Source organism: Butyricicoccus porcorum (genome assembly GCF_002157465.1).
GTDB lineage: Bacteria > Bacillota > Clostridia > Oscillospirales > Butyricicoccaceae > Butyricicoccus_A > Butyricicoccus_A porcorum.
The window spans coordinates 1-17941 of the sequence record NZ_NHOC01000010.1 but is presented as its reverse complement, the minus strand read 5'-3'; the positions used below and the strand labels follow the sequence as shown (position 1 = coordinate 17941).

The following is a 17941-nucleotide window of genomic DNA, read 5'->3' as shown; positions in this document are numbered from 1 at the left end:
GTCACGATTTCTGTTCCGGGAAATCCGTGTGTTGCTCTCGCTTCTGGAGTTCTTCCTGAAGCTGCTGCTCATGGCGGCGCATTTTCTGGCGTGAAGAGGACAGATATACGCCGCCGCCAATGACAATCGTGAGAATGACAACGGCAACCAGCACGATGGCGCGCAGCTCACCGGATGTTGTCAGGACCACTGCCAGCAAGCCAAGCACAGTTGCAATCGCATACAGGATTGCAACTGCCTGCTTCTGATTGAAACCCATGTCCATCAGGCGATGGTGTACATGTCCGCGATCCGGGGACAGCGGGCTGCGTCCGGACAGAACGCGGCGCAGGATGGCAAATGCCGTGTCGAAAATCGGCAGGCCGAGAATCAGGAACGGAACGGCAAATGAAATAATCGCATAGACCTTGAACATGCCCTGAATGGACAGCGTTGCCAGCATAAAGCCCAAAAAGGTGGAACCCGTATCGCCCATAAAGATGCTCGCCGGGTTGAGATTATACGGCATAAAGCCGACGCACGAGCCGGCAAGTGCGGCGAGAAGAATTGCAATTTCGATTTCGCCGATGAGCAGCGATACTGCCAGCATGGTCATGCAGGCAATCGCAGACACGCCAACCGCCAGACCGTCCAGACCATCAATCAGATTGACCGCATTGGTGATTGCAACAATCCAGATGATCGTAATCGGGATGGACAGCACGCCGAATTCAAGATATAAATTATCGCTCAACAGATTGGGGTTGGTAATCAACTCGATACGCAGATTGCCGAATACGACTGGAATGGCCGCTGCAACCAGCTGAATGCAAAACTTGAATTTTGCACCGAGTGCATTTCGGTCATCAAAAATACCGAGGACGACAATCACTGCCGATCCAAGGAAGATCGTCAGATTTTGCACACTTTTTTCGGCAAAAAGGATGCATACGACGACAAATGCGAGATAAATCGCAAGACCGCCCAGCCGCGGGATCGGCTTTTTGTGCATGCGGCGCGCATCCTTCGGGACGTCAATCGCACCGATGCGGTGCGCCAGGCGCTTGACCGGCGGTGTGAGGGCAAACGAAAGAATGCCCGCAGCAAAAAATGCGATCAGCACCCGGACGACAACCAGATATACTTCATCCATAACATACCTCTGAACCGATCAACTCGGTTACTTCAGAAACTCCTGCATGGCCTCGCCGATGCGTGCGCATGCGGTTTCGATCTGTTCCAGACTCGGCTTCGAGAAATTCATGCGGAAGCCATTGCATACGGCGCTCTCGTCGACAGAGAACGCATTGCCCGGAACACAGGCAACCTTTTTCTCCGTGATGAGCTGGCACAGCTTGAAGCTGTCATAGCCCTCCGGCAGTTCGCACCAAATGAACAGGCCGCCGTTCGGATGGGTATATGTCACGCGCTTGTCGAAATATTTCTCGCAGGCATTCAGCATCGCGTCACGCTTCTCTTTATGCAGCTTGCACATATCTGCAATATGCGCATCGAGATCGAAGCGCTCCAGGTATTTGGCAACCAGCATCTGGAAGTACAGGTTGGTATGTACATCGCTGACCTGCTTGCAGACGACCATGCGGTTAATAATCTCCTTGTTCGCAATGCAGTAACCGATACGCATGCCGGGAGACAGCACCTTGGAATAGGAACCCGCATAAACGACGCGGCCCTCGGTATCCATCGACTTGATGGTGGGAACCGGCTCACCCTCATAGCGCAGCTCGAAATACGGATTGTCCTCCAGAATCAGAACGTCGTACTTCTTTGCAAGCTCCAGCAGCTGACGGCGGCGCTCCAGCGACATGGTACGTCCGGTCGGGTTCTGGAAGGTCGGGATAACATAGATGAACTTAACACGCTCAGTGGTGGCAAGAACCTCCTCCAGCTTGTCCATACGCATGCCTTCGTCATCCATCGGAACACTCTTGAGGTTCGCGCCGAAGCTGCGGAACGCATTGAGTGCGCCGATAAAGCTCGGCCCCTCACAGATAATGGTGTCGCCCTTGTCAATCATCGTCTGGGTAAACAGGCTGATGGTCTGCTGGCCGCCAGTCGTGATAATCAGCTCATCGTCATCCGTGCCGATATTGTATTTTTCCCGCATGCGCTTTTTCGTCAGGTCGCGCAGCGGCTGATAGCCTTCGGTCATGCCATATTGCAGTGCTGCCGCAGCTTCATTTGCAAAAATCTCCGCACCAATCTCCGCCATTTCCTCTTTGGGCAGAGACGCTGCATCCGGCTCGCCCGCAGAAAGTGCAATGACCTTCGGATCTGCGAGGACCTTAAAAATTTCACGGATTGCAGACGGCTTCATTTCCGCAATATGGCTGGCAATTTTGTATTCCATAATCAATCTCTCCTATCATATATATCATCCGCTTCATTTCCGCTCACCGAAAATAAAACGTTCCTGGTTGATTTTATCACAATACAGCGTTTCTTGCAACCGCATGGATGGTTCTCCTGTGAATTTTTCAAGAACATTTCATGGTTTTCTGCCCACAATGCAGGCAAAAAGCAATGGGTTTCCCGCCGCCATGAACCAGATGTCTGTGATTCCGACATTCTTCCGGCTTCTTGATGGATTGTATCTGCAAAAGATGCAGTTTTTGCAAAAATTTAACGATTTGGTACTTCTGTCCAGTTCTATTTGTGGTATACTATCGAGGTAATGTTTTGTCTTATTTTCACGAAAGGAACCTTGAAGCATGATAGACACCATATTTCGCTTTCTTACTGAGCACATCAGCGCCTATGGCGCTGTATTTCTTGTATCGATGATTCCGCTCATCGAACTGCGTGGTTCGGTCATTGTCGGCACGGCCTTCGGCCTGCCATGGCTCAACGTACTCGCGCTGAGCATTGTCGGAAATCTAATTCCCATCCCGTTCATCCTGATATTCGGCGAAAAGCTGATCGCATGGCTCAAGACACTGCCGATGCTGTCACGCCTCACAAACTGGTACGAGGCGCGGCTGATGTCCAAGTCGACAACCATCCAGAAATATGCCTTTTACGGTCTGTGGGCATTTGTGGGCATTCCACTGCCGGGTACCGGCGCATGGTCAGGCTCACTGATTGCTGCCCTGCTCGATGTCCCGCCGAAAAAGGCCTTCGCTGCTGTTATCTGCGGCGTGCTGACTGCCGGTATTATCATGACCATCGGCTCGCGCGGCGTGGTCGGACTGTTCCAGCTGTTTGCATGAGGGAGACGCCATGACAGCAGCCATTACTTCCCTCGACTTTTCACTGTTATACTGGATTCAGGCGCACATGCGCAACGATTTTTTCGATGGCTTTTTCAAGCTGGTGACCCATCTGGGCGATGCAGGCATATTTTGGATTGCACTTGGCATTATCCTGCTTTGTTTCCCCAAAACGCGGCGCTGTGGAATCTGCATGCTCGTCTGTCTCGCCGTCACTGCGCTTCTTGGAGAAGGCCTTCTCAAGCATCTGTTCACAAGGGAACGCCCCTGTGTACAGCAGCCGATTGCAGATATGCTTCTGGCACTGCCGACCACATACTCCTTCCCGTCCGGACACTCCGCATCCTCGTTCACAGCTGCAACCGCGCTGTTCTTCCATGATCGAAGGGCGGGCATCGCCGCATACATCCTTGCGGCACTGATTGCATTTTCCCGTCTGTACTGTTATGTACACTTCCCCACCGATGTGCTCACAGGGATTGCACTTGGCTTGTGCGTCGGCATTGTCCTGACGCCGCGCCTCAGCAGCCGCCTGTTGACGTGCATACATCCCGATCCATCCGCGTGAGAGCGTTTCAGCGGCTCGCAGATGATAAAACTCAAATGATACGCAAAACGGCTTATCTGTACGTGCAGATAAGCCGTTTTTATCTGGCGGGGAAATTTTATCGCCAGATTCCTCTGTTTTTGCGGATTGCATAATACAGATCGTTTTCCATCGCCATAACCTCTGGCAGCGGAATGCTCTTAAATACCGGGCGTTTCATCTTGTATTTAATCCAGAAGAATGCATAGATCGCCAGGATGAGGAAGGTGACACCGGTTAATACCCAGATCTGCATGCGTTCGGTCGGGTCAGTAGAGATATTGAGGATCATATAGACGGTTCCTACGATGCCAATAATCTGGAGAGCGATACCCATGGGCGATTTAAACGACCGCGGTGCTTTCGGCAGACGCTTTCTCAGGATCAGGACATCAATGTGTGCGAGGATGTAGGAGACCATCCAGAACACGGAACCGACCAGAATCAGGAACGAAATCATATCGGACGAGCTGTCACTGAGTACGGCAAAGATCGCAATCGAAACGCTGATGAAAATAACGCCGACATACGGAACGTTGTGCTTGTTGGTCTTCGCAAAGACCTGCGGCATCATGTTCATCTTCGCCATGCCCTGACAGATGCTGGCGAGACCATTGACCGTGGAATTTTGCGTGCTGATGACTGCAAGTGCTGCAACCAGCGTCATCCAGGTCTTGCCTACACTGCCGAGCAGGTTTTCACCGTACAGCAGGTGCGGCGCGGCAGAATTGGCCAGGTCATCCCATGCCGTGTAATTGTGGAAGCCAAACACCATGATGGACTGCATCGCGCAAATTAAAATCAGACCGATAATCATGCCGAGCGGAACATTGCGCTTTGCGTTTTTTACATCCTTGGAGACCGGAATGACGTATTCTGCGCCGATGAACAGCCAGAACGCAACCGCCGTCATCGGGACGATTTCCGACAGATTGGACGCCATATAATATGGCTGATCGACCTGCGTACCGGTGCCCAGACCGAGCGCGCCGATGATACCCATGACAACCATGGAACCGACCAGCAGAAATGCGACGAGATTCTGAATCTTGGCGAACATATCGATGCCATACAGATTGGCAATCATGACGATAACTGACATAATCAGTGCATAGCCAACACTGGGAATCGGAAATGTAAACGTCTGTGCCATTGCATAGGAGAAAATCGATGCTTCAACGCCACAGGACAGCGTATTGCAGATCAGATAGCCGCCGACCATCGAAATCAGCGTCGGGAACGGCCCAATGCTGACCAGCGTGTACTGTGCCAGTCCACCGGTCGTGTTTGGCATCAGCGCGTTCAGCTCGGAAAGCGAGGCGACCGTCGTCATATTCAGCAGACACGCGATAATCATGGCGAAAATAAACACAACGCCGATGGTGCCTGCGCCCTGTCCGAGGGAAACCAGACAGCTGGTCGCAATGACCAGGCCGACAGAAATCGAAACGACACTGCCAAGGCCGAGTTTCTTTTCCATATTCACCGCCTCCTGTTATTTATGCAGTGCATCCGTGCCCTCATCGCCGGTTCTGACACGGATTGCATTGTCTATTTTATATACGAAAATCTTGCCGTCGCCAATGTGTCCGGTATACAGCTCCTGCTTGATTACCTCGACGATTTTCGTCACCTTTTCGGTCTCAACGACAATGCTGATGAGCTGCTTCGGGAGAAGCTCCATCTCCTCATTTTCCTCGACAGCGTATTCCAGAGAACCTTTTTCTACGCCACAGCCGAGTACCTGTGTTACTGTCATGCCGCCGACACCGCATTTGCTGAGCGCTGCCTTCAGGCCATTCATTTTTGCGATTTGGGTGATGACTTCAATTTTAGATAAACTCATGATGAAACCTCCTAGATTCTGCTCTCATCGACCGGAACCATAATGGACTGATACCGCTCCGGCGTGACGCCTGAAAAACTTTTGAAATCCTTTACCATGTGAGACTGGTCATAATAACCACATTCCAGCGCAGTCTGTTCCAGTGTAAGCGTCCTGCGGCGCATGAGATCGAGCGCATTTTGGAATCGCACAAAACGTTCAAACACTTTTGGAGATATTCCGTGGATACTGTTGAAGATCCGGCGGATATAGCATTCGGAATAGCCGGTTTCCTGTGCGAGCTCTTGTATCGTGACATTGCCCCGGCTCTCGTAAATCCGGCTGCGGAGATAAAATTCCAGCCGGTGTGCCGGATCCTGCTGCTCGGACTGTGCCGCAGCCTTGGATGCATACCACCGCAGGAAGCACAGCGCACGCTCCCGCGCATCCCGACAGGATGCAAGCCGTTCCACATAATCTTCGCCGAGTATTGCAGTGGTATCCAGCTCGATATCGGCGTTGACAACGTCTTTGATGGACAAGCCTGCCGGAAGCACGCACTCACCGGGCTGAAAGCGCACGCCGAAATGAAGGCGCTGCTCGTCAATCGGCCATTTTTTTACCTTGAGTACCGTACCGCCGATGACGGTACGGATATCATGTCCGCTGATGCTGAACAGGAGATCGACACTCCCGTCCGGGACGGCCTGTACATCGGGCGGCGTCCCACCATTGACGGTAAATTCGTAAAAATGCGAAATTCCCGCGTCTTCCACAACGATTTTTTTATATGTATCGGTATGCATGGCGAGAAACGGCTGTCTCGGTGTCAGCACATGGATCTGCTTCCTGCGCATAGCATCAGCTCCTTTAACAATTTATGCCATCGTCGGGGCATCCCACAGCGGGAGTGTCACGCCGATGTTCTTTTTGAGGGCATTGCGATAGACCGTAGCACCCCAGGCAATGTCCTCTACCGGCATGCCGCCAACCGAATAAATGATAATTTCATCATCATTCTTGCGACCCTCGGCCTTTCCGGTGATAATATCGGTGATATCGATGATCTCGTCGCGTGTAATCTTACCCAGATGCTTCAGATCAGTAAACTTGGTGCCGATAATCTGAAGCTGGTCATAGGTCGGATACGGATATTCCTCTTCCCAAGCCTCGTACAGCTTCCAGTTGTCCACAACCTTCTTGCAGCGGTTGACGAGAAAATCCTCCTCAAAGCGCGCCGCAGACGGCATGCTGATGAGCGCACCCTTTTTGATCCAGGATTCATCGATGTACGGGAATTCCGCTTCCTTATTGCCGACAGAGGTTGTCATGCTGATGATATCAGCATCGCGGACAGCTTCTTCAATCGTGTCGCAGATGACAATATTTTTGATCTGCGGATATTTTTCCTTAACAAAATCAACAAAGGAATTCAGCGAACGCTGGCCGCGTCCCTTGACTTTGACCGTATCAATGCCTGGACGAACACTCATGAATGCGGCGAGCGAGGTCTTTCCCATAACGCCCGGGCCAATTGCGGCGACTGTTTTGGCATCCTTACGCGCCAGATACTTCGCGCCGACACCTGGAATGCCGCCGGTGCGGTAGCAGCTCAGCAGGTTCGCGGACATCAGAGCGAGCGGTGCGCCGGTGTCCTTGTCGTTGAGCATCATCATCAGGATGGAGCGCGGCAGGCCCTTCTTCTTGTTTTCTACATTGGAGCCGTACCACTTCATGCCCGCCATCTGATATTTGCCGCCGAGGTATGCCGGCATTGCCATAAAACGGCGGTCGTCACCGTTTTTCGGCATGCCTGGGAACTGCGGATCATCCGGGAATGTGACCATGCAGCCGTGCGAATTGTGATTCTGTCCGCCCATCACATAGTCGCCGCGGTTGAGTGTCAGCAGCATATTCTCCATGACCTCAACGCATTCGTCCATGTTCATAACGCCTGCTTCGATCATGTCCTGTTCGCTCAGGTACTTGAAACTGATTTTGGTGTCCATTGAAAATCCTCCTGTCCGGACGATATACCGTATCACCAAAAAAGAGGCGTCAGCAGCTTTCTGCCGACGCCATTGTCACATACAGTATACCATACATTGTATCGCGTTGTCATGCCAATTACGGCATTTTTTTACATTTTCATTCAAAAACCATCGATTTCTCGCTTTGTCTACTGCTTTTTGAGGATAAACACAGGTAGAAATACGCAAAAATGCCCATGCATGTGCACAGGCATCCTTGACTGTTCGCAGCTTTCTGAACTGGCTATACTATACCACCGGTCCGCCTGTTTGTCTTGTAAAAATCGATACTCTGCCAGTCATCCCAGGCAGCTTTCGTAAATCTTTACAACATCCTCCGGCTGGAGATGATAATAGGAGCGTGTGGCAATGCCGCTGGTGCGCACCGCTTCTGCGGCCATTTCCTCAAATTTTTCCGGGCCAATGCCGACCTCACGCAGCGTGGACGGCAGGCCAAGCGACTGGAAAAATTCTTCCGTGCGGGCAATGCCCTGTTCTGCCGCCGCGCGGTCGTCCGGTTCGGTGATGCCCCAGACATTTCTCGCATACATCGCAAAACGCGCTTCGGTTCTGTCACACAGGACATAGCGCATCCATGCAGGCGTTACAATGGCAAGACCGACGCCGTGGGTGATGTCGTAATAGGCGCTCAGTTCGTGTTCCATCGCGTGGCATGACCATGCGCCGCCCTTGCCGACTGTCAGCAGATGGTTGAGGCCGATGGTGCTCGACCACATCAGATTGGAACGCGCTTCATAATTGTCCGGCTCTGCCAACGCAATCGGTGCATAATGGATGCAGGTCTTGAGCACGCTCTCACAGAATCGGTCGGTCAGATACGCGCCGTCATATGGTTGAAAATATTGCTCAAACACATGGGACATGATATCCGCCGTGCCTGCCGCCGTCTGTCTTGCGGGAAGCGTATACAAATAAGTCGGGTCACAGACCGACAGGGCCGGATACAGGATATCACCCGCAATTTCCAGCTTTTCATGCGTTTCCTCGTTGCTGATGACTGCGCCGCAGTTCATCTCTGAGCCGGTCGCACAGATAGTGAGGACAACTGCAATCGGCAGTGCCTTTGTCATTTTGCTGCGGTCGATGACCAGATCCCACGGATCGCCGTCGTAATATGCGCCGCAGGCGATATTCTTGGACGCGTCGATACAGCTGCCGCCGCCGACTGCCAAAATGACATCAATGCTGTGTTCCCGACACAGCGCCACACCCTTGCGGACGGAGGTAATCTTCGGGTTCGGCTCAATGCCGGACAACTCAAAGAGATTGAAGTCCTTCAGCAGCTCCTGAATTGTGTCGTATAAGCCGCTGCGCTTGATGCTGCCGCCGCCGTATACCAGCAGGACATTTTTTCCGTATTTACCAAGCTCCTCCGGCAGGCAGGAAATCTGTCCCTCGCCGAACCGGATATCAGTCGGTACGCAAAATCGAAACGAATTCATTTGTATTCCTCCGTCATTTCAGATACGGCTCATCCCAGAGGTTGAGCACAGTGCCGAGTCCCTTTTCCTTTGCTGCCTGATAGCAGTCATAGCCCCAGGACAGATCTTCCAGCGGCATGCCGCCGATGCTGCACATAACAATCTCATCGTCGGATGTGCGCCCCGGTGTAATACCGTTTACCATATCCGCCAGATCGAGCACATCGCTGCGCTTTGCCTTTCCGCTGTTTACGAGATGGACAAAGTGCATGCCCATGATGCACCACTCACGCTTGTTGCCCAAGTCATCGACCGGGCCGCGTGCGATGAAATTCTTCATGTACTTTTCATACATGCCATAGTTGTCGACAACCATCGTTGTATCGAGAAATTTGTCATATTCCTTTGCAAAAAAGCTGCCCATAGAGAATACAGATGCGCCCTTTTTGAACCAATCCAGCTTGAATTCCTCCATGTCAGTCTTGGTGACGGACATCGCTTCGCTCACGATATCCGCATCGCGGCATGCCTCCTCCAACGAGGAACAGAAGATAATATTCTTGATTTGCGGATATTCCGCACGAATCCAGTCTGCCATACGGTGTGCGGATTTGGAATGGGCCGAACTGCCGCGCAGCTTGACGGTGTCCAGTTTCGGGAGCACCTTCATATAGCACATAAACGCACACTTGTTGATGACGCCGGGGCCGATCAGGGAGATAACCTTGGAATCCTTGCGTGCCAGATAGGACGCCGCCAGCGCAGGCATGGCACCGGTGCGCATGGCGCTCAGCAGGTTTGCAGACATATATGCGACCGGCGCACCGGTATCGACATCTGCCAGCGTGACCATCAGGATGGAGCGCGGCAGGCCGATGCGCAGGTTATGGTTATTAGAACCGTAAAATTTCTGGCCGGCGATGTGGAAACGGCCGCCCAGATAGGCCGGCATCGCCATAAAGCGACGATCCGGGCCATCATCCAGCGGGAAATTCTCAATGTCGGATTTACCCGGGAAATTGACCTGAAGCCCGTGCTCGTCTGCCTTTGGGCCGCCGAGCAGATAGTCCTTTTTTCCGAACAGAGAAATCGTATCGCGCATCGTTTCAATGCATTTTTCGGCATCCAACACGCCGGCTTCGATCATATCTTTTTCATTCAGGTATAAAAAATCTACTTTCAATCTGGTTTCACTCCTGTCCGCTGGATTAAATCTTTGCCTTGAAACGGTCATACCGCAGCGGCGTCAGGTCAACATCCGTCTTTCCGGTCAGCATCAGTTTTGCAAGCTGTTCGCCGACTGCCGGAGAAATGCCAAAGCCGTGTCCGGTGAAGGCACAGGCCAGAACCAGTCCCGGAACCTCCTCGACTGCGCCGAGCACCGGGACGCCGTCAGCAGACTTATCACTCCAGCCCGCCCAGGTGCGAACAATCTTCGCATCTGCCAGATCGGGGAAATACTTCATAATGCCGCGGCAGATACAAGGTGCGGTCTTGCTGCTCGTAACCGGTGTGCCGTTATCCTTGTTAAACGGTTCCAAACCGGAGGAACCACCGAATACAAACGAACCATGCTTGGTCTGATGGCCATAAAAGTCTGCCTCTGCCGTGCCCAGCATCTGGTCAAACATATGCGGCTGCGCTTCAGTGACCAGCGCTTCCAGCAGCGAAGACGTCATGGGAATATCAATGCCGACGGTTCCGGCAAGCTCCCGGCTGTGCAGGCTCGCTGCAAGCAGAACCTGATCGCCTTCGTATACGTTATTTTCCGTGATAACCTGGCGCAGTTTGCCTCGAATTTTCTTCAGGCGAACGGCTTTTTCTCCTGTGATGAAGCGGACACCAAGGCGGCGCGCCATTTTATAAAAGCCAAGTGTCGTAGTCAGCGGGTTTGCATGGCCATCGGTCGGGCACCAGCTCGCAACCGTAACTTCATGGGAGAGATATGGGTTGATCTGACGAACCTCGTCGCCGTCAATCATGCGAACATCCAGGCCACAGGCTCTTGCCTTATCGGCCAGATTGGTCAGAATCTTTGCATGTGTTTCGTTCTTGCCAAGGCGGAGATTTCCGTCCTGATGATATTCACAGTCAACCTCCAACTCCTCAGACAGCGTCGGCCACAGGTTGCGGATGCCGTAAATCGCCAGCGGAAGCTCACGTGGATCGCGTCCGGACTGACGGACGCCGCCGCCATTGCGGCTGGAACCGCCATTGCCGATGTGGTCACTGCCCTCCAGCACAATGACGCTGCTGCCTGCCTTTGCCAGATAATATGCTGTCGCGCAGCCGATGACACCGCCGCCGACAATGATGACATCTGCACAATTACGCATTGTCTTCGACCTCCTCGGATTCATTTGCAAAAACCCGCATTTCAATCGGGCGCATGGGCGCGCGGCTGGTTGCCGGTTCCAGCTCTGCCGGAGAAACCTTCAACTCACGTGCGACAATGCTCTTGACCAGCTTCGCACAGGTCTGACCCTGACACAAACCCATACCGGTACGCAGATAGCGCCGGATCTCAGTCAGTGTCCACATACCATCGTGTACAGCACGGCGAATTTCACCCTGCGTGATCTCCTCACAGCGGCAGATGATGCGGTCATCATCCGGCTTCGGGACAAATGGCCCGATATCACGCGATCTATCATTGATACTGTTCATTTTGCCACCTCATCTGCGCGATAAAAACGCGCCTTCATTGCCATTTCGACCGGAACCTTAATTGTCAGCAGGTTGGTATGGTCAAACGCCGGAGCAGACTTGACGGATACCACCTCTGCTTCACAGCATGCCTTGCCGCTGCGGCTGAGCGCCATGCCCTTGTCCCCTGCCTTCGGCAGCGGAAGGAATTCATACGGCAGTGTAACGGTCGCATAGCCCGGCTCATAGGTTTCATCTACAAGGAAGATCGCCTGACCGGAGCAGGAAGCCACACACATGCCGCAACCAATACAGGTTGCCGTTTCATCTACTGCGGGCAGAGAGGTGATCTTCTCACCGATTTTAATACATTTCTTCGGGCACGCATCCTGACACGGGTTGCACGGGATATTCTGCGAGCACTCCATAACCGGATGGATGCCAACGCGATGCGTGACGCCCGGATACTGCTCGACTTCTTCATCGGTCAGATAACCATGGCGCAGCAGGTTGGTAGAAATCGCAATGCCCTCTTCGGTCTCGGTCAGCACCTTGCCCTTGTTCTTCGGGGCAAACATGCCCTGACGCAGGCCATCCAGCGCATGCATTAAGTTCTGATGCTCGGCATCGCGCTCCGATTCATCCATGTATCCCAGATAGCAGGAGGCGGAAATGCCAGCCATACGGCCTTCAATCATCGCGGAGCTGGCTTCCTCAATGCCGGAGACATCGCCTGCAACAAAGACACCCGGCAGCGAGGTCTCGCCGAGATCATTGCACAGCGGAACCTGTCCGCCCCGCTTCGGGTTATCTTCCATCGCACAGCCTGCCATTTTGAGCAGCTGAGACATCGGCGACAAACCGACTGCCAGACAAATGGTATCGACATCGAAATGCTTTTCAGTGCCCGGAATAAACTGGAATGAGCTGTCAACCTCTGCGATGGTGACGCCGGTGACATGGTCTTCGCCCTCCGCCTTGACAATCGTATGCGACAGATAGAACGGCACACCGGTGCGTGCTACCTTTGCCGCATGTACGCCATATCCGCCAATGCGCGGCGCTGCATCAACCAGCGCAACCACATCACAGCCGCACTGCATCAGCTGGAAGCTGACGACCAGGCCGACATTGCCAGAGCCGAGCATCAAGACTTTCTCGCCCGGCTTGACGCCATGCAGATTCATCATGGTCTGTGCGGCGCCTGCGCCGATGACGCCCGGCAATGTCCAGCCGTCGAAGGTGACCATATTTTCCGAAGCGCCGGTTGCGATGATAATCGCATCTGCTTTGTAATGAACGACCTGCTCGCCGATGCGCACGACGATCTCTTTATCCTGATACAGTCCGATGACCGTCGCATTCAGGACAACCCGTACACCAGCCTTCTCTGCTTCCTCCAGCAGTTCCTCGCCAATGCGATAGCCCCGGATCTTTGCGTGATGCTCCTTGGAGCCAAAGAACTTGTGAATCTGCTTGAACAGTTGTCCGCCCGGCTTTGCGTTCTCGTCGAACACGACGACATCCGCGCCGCGCTTTGCCGCTTCAATTGCCGCAGACAAACCAGAAGGGCCTGCACCTACAATGATTAAATCATATCGTTTCATTTGTTTATCCCTCCTGTCCATCCGGCTGAGCGGATACGCCGTACTGTGTCTGAACAGTCATGCCCTCTTCCAGAGGTGTTACGCATGTCCGGATATTCGGCTTCCCATTTACCACCATGACGCAGTCAGTACACCGTCCGATGGCACAAAAAATGCCTCGCGGCTTGTGCTGTTTCTTGGTATATCGGTGAATCATCACGCCGGCAGCCTTCAGTGCGGCTGCAATCGGCTCGCCTTCATATCCCTGCATGGGTTTGCCGTTGTATGTAAATGTTACGATGCGGCCCTTTTCCTGTTTCCCCAGAATTGGGTGCTCTGCAATACGTCCGGCCATAGTAAAACCTCCTAAAATACGCAAAAAAAGCCTGCGCAGTTTGTGCACAGACTTCTTTGGCTGTTCTCTATTTTTTTGAACTGCCTGTATTATACCAGCAGGTCATACGGAATGTCTTGTAAAAAACGATACAACGCGTTCAGGGCCAAAAATCAGCCAACCATCTCGCTCCTTCCACTTCAGACACCAGTCCCATCGCATACAATGTTTCCACTGCGCCCTCATACCTATGGAAGTAGGCTTTCGCGTCCGTCAGATTCTCTTCCTCCACACATCTCGCAGCAATCTGCATATAGAGATGCAGCTGGTCTTCCATTGCGTCCCGCATTTCTTTTGTCAGCATCATTGTTCCCCCTGTCTCTCGCTTTTCATCCACCCTGTTGTAAACTTCATGAAAATTATAACACAGGAAAGATGAAATGGAAAGCGCAGAAGCGACAGGACACAGCGCAGGAGATACGCAGCTCTCCAATGACCCACTTTTGACCCCTGTTTTTGAAATATGTGTGCATGATGTGGCAAACCCGAACGAGAATGAACAAAAATGAACATGCCGATTTTGCAACGCAATTTCCATCCAAACACAAAACAACGCGCAAAAAAGCCTTGAATCTAAATGATTCAAGGCTTTTTAACTGGTGGACACTAACGGTCTCGAACCGCTGACCTTCCGCACGTCAAGCGGATGCTCTACCAACTGAGCTAAGTGTCCATCTCTTTGCTGCGAGAATTATTATATCAGGACTTCCCTGTAATGTCAATAATAAAAATAAAAATTTTTTAAAATTTGTAAAAATAAAATCAAGCCGCCTGAGCAACTCACCCCGGCGGCTTAATATCATCATCCCAGCGATCAACCATACAGCCATTTATTTGTACGTTGTTCCATTGTTCCATAGTTCCTTCATATTGATATCTGCTCCAGTAAAAATTGTTTGCAGCTGCATATATGACTGCCAAGATGTTGTTTTTTTGTTCCGGCGCACCACAGAACAGGATGCGCCGGAGTATAGAATAGATAAAATAGATAGAGTGGGCTAAAACTTGGAAATTACAGATTTGCCTTCATGAATGCTTCGAGTGCAGCAGCAGCTTCTGCTTCCTGCTCACCCTCGGTGGTAATGGTGATGGTCTCTCCGCCCTTGATGCCAAGACCCATCAGGCCAAACATCTTGCGTGCATCTGCGCGCTTGTCGCCCTTAATGACCGTCGTGGTGCACGGGAACTTCTTTGCTTCCTTGACAAACAGGCCAGCCGGACGTGCGTGGAAACCTTCCGGATCGGTTAACGTGTAGGTAAAGCTAGTCATAATCTTTTCTCCTTTTCCGTCGATAAATAAATATATCAGTTAGATCTGTGATGCGACCGTATCATACGCATTGACAATGCGGCCAACCAATTCAGCATCTGTGATGCCGGTGATCTCTTGAATAGCAGCAATCAGTCCGTGCTCCTTGAGCTTGTTCTGCATTTCTGCACTCTGAGCATCGTCCGGGTTGTTGTACTTCAAAGCTGCGCCCATGCCGAGGATCAGATGATCTACTGGCAGGCCATAGCCATACGCGGTCATCATCGGCTTGGTGAGTCGATCTGTCGGGCTCAGCTTGCGCAGCGGCTCACGGCCGACACGGGTCACATCGTCCTTCAGATATGGATTCTTAAAGCGTCCGATGATCTTGTCGATGTAGTGGTAATGTGCCTCTGCATCAAACCCGTGTTTGCGGATCAGGCCGTCGCCGCTCTCCGTCATTGCCGCATGAACGATTTCATAAATCTTCTCGTCAGCAATGGCTTCGTCAATGGTGCTGTAGCCCTTGAGCGTACCCAAGTATGCCGTAATCGCATGACCGGTATTCAGCGTAAACAGCTTGCGTTCAATATAAGCCATCAGATTTTCGGCCAGATTCATACCCGCGATTTCCGGGATTTCACCCTTGAACGATGCCTTTTCCACGTTCCACTCATAGTAGTTTTCTACTACAACGTCGATGAAGTTTTCGCTCTTAACCGGTGGGACAATGCGGTCTACCGAGCAGTCCGGGAAACCGACATATTCGTCCGCATATGCGCGATCCTCTTCGCTCAGTGCGCCGTAAACGGCTTCCTTGAGCTGAGAGCTTGCACGGATTGCATTCTCGCAGGCGATGATGTTCAGCGCCTGCGTGCAGCCCTGTGCCTTACGCTTGGCGATACCCTGTGCGATCGTCGGGGCAATGCGCGGCAGAATAACCAGACCAACTGCGGTAGTTACGAGATCAGCCTCTGCCAGTGCATCAACCATCTCCGGGGTCGTCGAATTGATGCCGCTGATGTCAGTAATCGGGATATGTACCGTTACGGACATTCCATCTTCTGTCGGGTCGCCGCACAGCAACTGCATGATCTGACTCTCGTCGATGCTTTCATACACCACATTTGCAATCGCCTGACGATAACTGCGCTCGTCCCCTTCCAGCAGGATACCCAGCCCCGGACGACGGATGAGACGGATCTCATAGCTTTCCAGCCAGTGCCCTACCTCATCGAGATCGCTCGAGAGTGTCCCCTCTGAAATATGGAATTTTGAAGTAAAGTAATAGGATTTTAACGGCTCCTCTGCATATAGCAGCTCGCCGAGAATGCGCCTGCGCCGTTCCTCCTTGGTGTATTCCTTCGGGATGGATTCTACTTCCAGCAGCTCGAGGATCAGCTTCTGATTCTCAACGCTCTCGTCCAGAATCAGGCCAACGCCCGGCTTGCGGATAAAATGAAAATCATTCTGTGTCATCCATTGTTCGATGTGCGGGATCTCGCGCAGAATTGTGCGGGAACTGACGCCCATCATTTCGGAAATCATGGCAACTGTCACCGGGCGGGAGGCAGTGAACTTTGTCAGGATCTGAATGATCGCCTTCTGGCGCGATGTCAGCTGTACATGCTTGTCCTGATCTCCGCAATTTCGTGGGGATGATGACATTTTTGCTGCCCCCTTTCCTCTTACAATTGAAATTTTACCATTAACTTCCTGACAAGTCAACCAATATCTGTGGCATCTTTGTCCGCAAGTATTCATGACACAGCTGTCACTTTGTCTAATTTTGATGGATTATTGCGCGATTTATTGGCAATGTTTCTCTGTATTTTTCCGTTTCTTTTCTTAATTCTTACCAATTACTGACAAAAATGTTTTATTTTTGTCCACAGATAACACACCATCTGCCATGCAAAAACAGTCGTCAAGATTGGTGACAAAATTGCAGAAGTTACGGAATTCCTCCAATTCCTGCCAAAACCGCTGTCTAGACGTCATTTTTTTGTAAAATTATGCAACCTATACGAGGCCCGAAAACATACAGCATATTTTTCTGTATAATATGTAAAACAGCGATACCATCTGAGGTGACCCCTTAAAGTTAGACTTTTTTCGAGACGGCTTTGGCCGTCTCGTCAGCCTGTCGAAGAACCCGGCTGCGCATTAAGCGAGAGCCGGATTTTGGCACATATAGGGAAAAAGCCGGAAAACTGGAATAGGGAAATGGATCTTCCACTTCCACATAGCCAGCTTTTTCAGATTCATGGCAGCAAATTTAAGCTTCACCCAGTTGGTAACTTGAGCCAAGCCTCGATATTGTGTATAGCGCATACCATGCTTTTCTTTGGCATCTGCAAATACACGTTCAATCTTTTGTTGTCGGAGTTTATATAAGTCACGATATTCAGTCATATGATGTTGTGGTCAAGCTTTTTTGTAACACTTTGACCTGATTTTTACTGCATAGGTTTTACGCCCCGTAGCGTGCCTCGAAAGGCGTTTTGTAATTATTATAAGAATGCGGTCGTTCATGGTTATAATGGACATACGCAAATTCTTCGATGGATGTATATAATTCTTTCTCAGAATGATAGTAATGATGATTTATCAATTCATTCTTGAGAGTGTTGTAATATCGCTCCATAGGGGCATTATCGTATGGATATCCAGCCTTGCTCATACTTGCGTTATACCAACTGATTCGCAGTATTCTGTGAATTCCTTTGAGGTATACTGGCTTCCCTGATCCGAGTGAAGAATCAGGCAGCTGGGATCTAAGCCCGGCTGGGAATCAATTGCTTTCTGCAGGGTCCTTTTTGCAAGCTCTGCGGTTGTGTTTGTCGTAATGCTGGCAATAACGCTTCTGTCATATAGATCAATAATCGTGCAATTATAACGTTTGCTGCCATTCGTTAAAAATAAACAGGTAAAATCAGTGCACCATTTCTGGTTAATGGATTCTGCCTTAAAA

The 17941-nt window shown here is 51.4% G+C and carries 20 protein-coding genes, 1 tRNA gene and 1 pseudogene; 3 read left to right on the top strand and 19 right to left on the bottom strand.

Features of this window, described 5'->3' with window-relative positions; translation table 11 throughout:
• Position 1 precedes the first annotated feature (1 nt).
• Positions 2-1132, bottom strand: a complete 1131-nt coding sequence (locus CBW42_RS10975; protein ID WP_087021339.1) for an MraY family glycosyltransferase — start codon at positions 1130-1132, stop codon at positions 2-4.
• 27 nt (positions 1133-1159) lie between these two features.
• Complete coding sequence (locus tag CBW42_RS10970) at positions 1160-2350, bottom strand: aminotransferase-like domain-containing protein (protein ID WP_087021335.1); 1191 nt, start codon at positions 2348-2350, stop codon at positions 1160-1162.
• A 361-nt stretch (positions 2351-2711) separates the two neighbouring features.
• Here CBW42_RS10970 and CBW42_RS10965 point away from each other — a divergent pair, with 361 nt between their 5' ends.
• Positions 2712-3209 carry a COG2426 family protein gene (locus CBW42_RS10965; RefSeq protein ID WP_087021332.1) on the top strand — a complete coding sequence of 166 codons (498 nt, stop codon included), beginning with the start codon at positions 2712-2714 and terminating at the stop codon, positions 3207-3209.
• Between the two features lie 10 nt (positions 3210-3219).
• Complete coding sequence (locus tag CBW42_RS10960; protein ID WP_087021329.1) at positions 3220-3777, top strand: phosphatase PAP2 family protein; 558 nt, start codon at positions 3220-3222, stop codon at positions 3775-3777.
• 97 nt (positions 3778-3874) lie between these two features.
• Here CBW42_RS10960 and CBW42_RS10955 read toward each other — a convergent pair whose 3' ends face one another.
• The 11 genes from CBW42_RS10955 to CBW42_RS10905 form a co-directional block, all read right to left on the bottom strand.
• On the bottom strand, positions 3875-5275 hold the full coding sequence (locus tag CBW42_RS10955; RefSeq protein WP_087021326.1) for an APC family permease: 1401 nt from the start codon (positions 5273-5275) through the stop codon (positions 3875-3877).
• Between the two features lie 15 nt (positions 5276-5290).
• Positions 5291-5641 (bottom strand): P-II family nitrogen regulator, encoded by a 351-nt coding sequence (locus CBW42_RS10950; protein ID WP_087021324.1) that lies wholly within the window; start codon positions 5639-5641, stop codon positions 5291-5293.
• An 11-nt stretch (positions 5642-5652) separates the two neighbouring features.
• Complete coding sequence (locus tag CBW42_RS10945; RefSeq protein ID WP_087021321.1) at positions 5653-6477, bottom strand: helix-turn-helix domain-containing protein; 825 nt, start codon at positions 6475-6477, stop codon at positions 5653-5655.
• A 21-nt stretch (positions 6478-6498) separates the two neighbouring features.
• Positions 6499-7629: a tyramine oxidase subunit B gene (locus tag CBW42_RS10940; RefSeq protein ID WP_087021319.1), complete on the bottom strand. Its 1131-nt coding sequence runs from the start codon at positions 7627-7629 to the stop codon at positions 6499-6501.
• A gap of 320 nt (positions 7630-7949) precedes the next feature.
• Positions 7950-9113, bottom strand: coding sequence for an iron-containing alcohol dehydrogenase (locus CBW42_RS10935; protein WP_087021316.1), 1164 nt, complete (start codon positions 9111-9113; stop codon positions 7950-7952).
• A 13-nt stretch (positions 9114-9126) separates the two neighbouring features.
• A complete protein-coding gene (locus CBW42_RS10930) occupies positions 9127-10275 on the bottom strand; it encodes a tyramine oxidase subunit B (protein WP_242969857.1) in 1149 nt (382 codons plus the stop codon).
• Positions 10276-10300: 25 nt separating this feature from the next.
• On the bottom strand, positions 10301-11428 hold the full coding sequence (locus CBW42_RS10925; RefSeq protein ID WP_087021310.1) for an NAD(P)/FAD-dependent oxidoreductase: 1128 nt from the start codon (positions 11426-11428) through the stop codon (positions 10301-10303).
• Positions 11421-11759 carry a (2Fe-2S)-binding protein gene (locus CBW42_RS10920; protein ID WP_087021307.1) on the bottom strand — a complete coding sequence of 113 codons (339 nt, stop codon included), beginning with the start codon at positions 11757-11759 and terminating at the stop codon, positions 11421-11423. Before CBW42_RS10920 ends, CBW42_RS10925 begins: the two co-directional genes overlap by 8 nt.
• Positions 11756-13345 (bottom strand): FAD-dependent oxidoreductase, encoded by a 1590-nt coding sequence (locus tag CBW42_RS10915; protein ID WP_087021304.1) that lies wholly within the window; start codon positions 13343-13345, stop codon positions 11756-11758. The genes CBW42_RS10920 and CBW42_RS10915 overlap by 4 nt, the downstream gene beginning before the upstream one ends.
• Before the next feature lie 4 nt (positions 13346-13349).
• Positions 13350-13679 (bottom strand): (2Fe-2S)-binding protein, encoded by a 330-nt coding sequence (locus CBW42_RS10910; RefSeq protein ID WP_087021301.1) that lies wholly within the window; start codon positions 13677-13679, stop codon positions 13350-13352.
• Positions 13680-13818: 139 nt separating this feature from the next.
• Positions 13819-14025, bottom strand: coding sequence for a hypothetical protein (locus CBW42_RS10905; RefSeq protein ID WP_133058305.1), 207 nt, complete (start codon positions 14023-14025; stop codon positions 13819-13821).
• A gap of 73 nt (positions 14026-14098) precedes the next feature.
• Here CBW42_RS10905 and CBW42_RS15170 point away from each other — a divergent pair, with 73 nt between their 5' ends.
• A complete protein-coding gene (locus CBW42_RS15170; RefSeq protein WP_278308594.1) occupies positions 14099-14227 on the top strand; it encodes a hypothetical protein in 129 nt (42 codons plus the stop codon).
• A gap of 88 nt (positions 14228-14315) precedes the next feature.
• On the opposite strand, the gene CBW42_RS10900 is transcribed toward CBW42_RS15170, so the two are convergent.
• The 6 genes and pseudogenes from CBW42_RS10900 to CBW42_RS15410 all read right to left on the bottom strand — a co-directional run.
• Positions 14316-14391: transfer RNA gene (locus CBW42_RS10900), tRNA-Val, on the bottom strand.
• 339 nt (positions 14392-14730) lie between these two features.
• On the bottom strand, positions 14731-14988 hold the full coding sequence (locus CBW42_RS10895; protein ID WP_087021295.1) for an HPr family phosphocarrier protein: 258 nt from the start codon (positions 14986-14988) through the stop codon (positions 14731-14733).
• 39 nt (positions 14989-15027) lie between these two features.
• On the bottom strand, positions 15028-16635 hold the full coding sequence (locus tag CBW42_RS15420; protein ID WP_165761150.1) for a mannitol-1-phosphate 5-dehydrogenase: 1608 nt from the start codon (positions 16633-16635) through the stop codon (positions 15028-15030).
• Positions 16636-17133: 498 nt separating this feature from the next.
• Positions 17134-17370: pseudogene (locus tag CBW42_RS10885) on the bottom strand (transposase); the annotation flags it as partial.
• A 70-nt stretch (positions 17371-17440) separates the two neighbouring features.
• Positions 17441-17614, bottom strand: coding sequence for an integrase core domain-containing protein (locus CBW42_RS15415; protein WP_407922968.1), 174 nt, complete (start codon positions 17612-17614; stop codon positions 17441-17443).
• A 32-nt stretch (positions 17615-17646) separates the two neighbouring features.
• The coding region (locus CBW42_RS15410) for a transposase (RefSeq protein WP_407922967.1) at positions 17647-17941 on the bottom strand (295 nt) is incomplete at its 5' end.

What these genes read in the sequence shown, in the direction of transcription:
- CBW42_RS10975 (WP_087021339.1), bottom strand. Translation starts at nt 1,132, where the DNA reads ATGGATGAAGTATATCTGGTTGTCGTCCGGGTGCTGATCGCATTTTTT.
- CBW42_RS10970 (WP_087021335.1), bottom strand. Translation starts at nt 2,350, where the DNA reads ATGGAATACAAAATTGCCAGCCATATTGCGGAAATGAAGCCGTCTGCA.
- CBW42_RS10965 (WP_087021332.1), top strand. Translation starts at nt 2,712, where the DNA reads ATGATAGACACCATATTTCGCTTTCTTACTGAGCACATCAGCGCCTAT.
- CBW42_RS10960 (WP_087021329.1), top strand. Translation starts at nt 3,220, where the DNA reads ATGACAGCAGCCATTACTTCCCTCGACTTTTCACTGTTATACTGGATT.
- CBW42_RS10955 (WP_087021326.1), bottom strand. Translation starts at nt 5,275, where the DNA reads ATGGAAAAGAAACTCGGCCTTGGCAGTGTCGTTTCGATTTCTGTCGGC.
- CBW42_RS10950 (WP_087021324.1), bottom strand. Translation starts at nt 5,641, where the DNA reads ATGAGTTTATCTAAAATTGAAGTCATCACCCAAATCGCAAAAATGAAT.
- CBW42_RS10945 (WP_087021321.1), bottom strand. Translation starts at nt 6,477, where the DNA reads ATGCGCAGGAAGCAGATCCATGTGCTGACACCGAGACAGCCGTTTCTC.
- CBW42_RS10940 (WP_087021319.1), bottom strand. Translation starts at nt 7,629, where the DNA reads ATGGACACCAAAATCAGTTTCAAGTACCTGAGCGAACAGGACATGATC.
- CBW42_RS10935 (WP_087021316.1), bottom strand. Translation starts at nt 9,113, where the DNA reads ATGAATTCGTTTCGATTTTGCGTACCGACTGATATCCGGTTCGGCGAG.
- CBW42_RS10925 (WP_087021310.1), bottom strand. Translation starts at nt 11,428, where the DNA reads ATGCGTAATTGTGCAGATGTCATCATTGTCGGCGGCGGTGTCATCGGC.
- CBW42_RS10920 (WP_087021307.1), bottom strand. Translation starts at nt 11,759, where the DNA reads ATGAACAGTATCAATGATAGATCGCGTGATATCGGGCCATTTGTCCCG.
- CBW42_RS10915 (WP_087021304.1), bottom strand. Translation starts at nt 13,345, where the DNA reads ATGAAACGATATGATTTAATCATTGTAGGTGCAGGCCCTTCTGGTTTG.
- CBW42_RS10910 (WP_087021301.1), bottom strand. Translation starts at nt 13,679, where the DNA reads ATGGCCGGACGTATTGCAGAGCACCCAATTCTGGGGAAACAGGAAAAG.
- CBW42_RS10905 (WP_133058305.1), bottom strand. Translation starts at nt 14,025, where the DNA reads ATGATGCTGACAAAAGAAATGCGGGACGCAATGGAAGACCAGCTGCAT.
- CBW42_RS15170 (WP_278308594.1), top strand. Translation starts at nt 14,099, where the DNA reads ATGGAAAGCGCAGAAGCGACAGGACACAGCGCAGGAGATACGCAGCTC.
- CBW42_RS10895 (WP_087021295.1), bottom strand. Translation starts at nt 14,988, where the DNA reads ATGACTAGCTTTACCTACACGTTAACCGATCCGGAAGGTTTCCACGCA.
- CBW42_RS15420 (WP_165761150.1), bottom strand. Translation starts at nt 16,635, where the DNA reads ATGTCATCATCCCCACGAAATTGCGGAGATCAGGACAAGCATGTACAG.
- CBW42_RS15415 (WP_407922968.1), bottom strand. Translation starts at nt 17,614, where the DNA reads ATGGAGCGATATTACAACACTCTCAAGAATGAATTGATAAATCATCAT.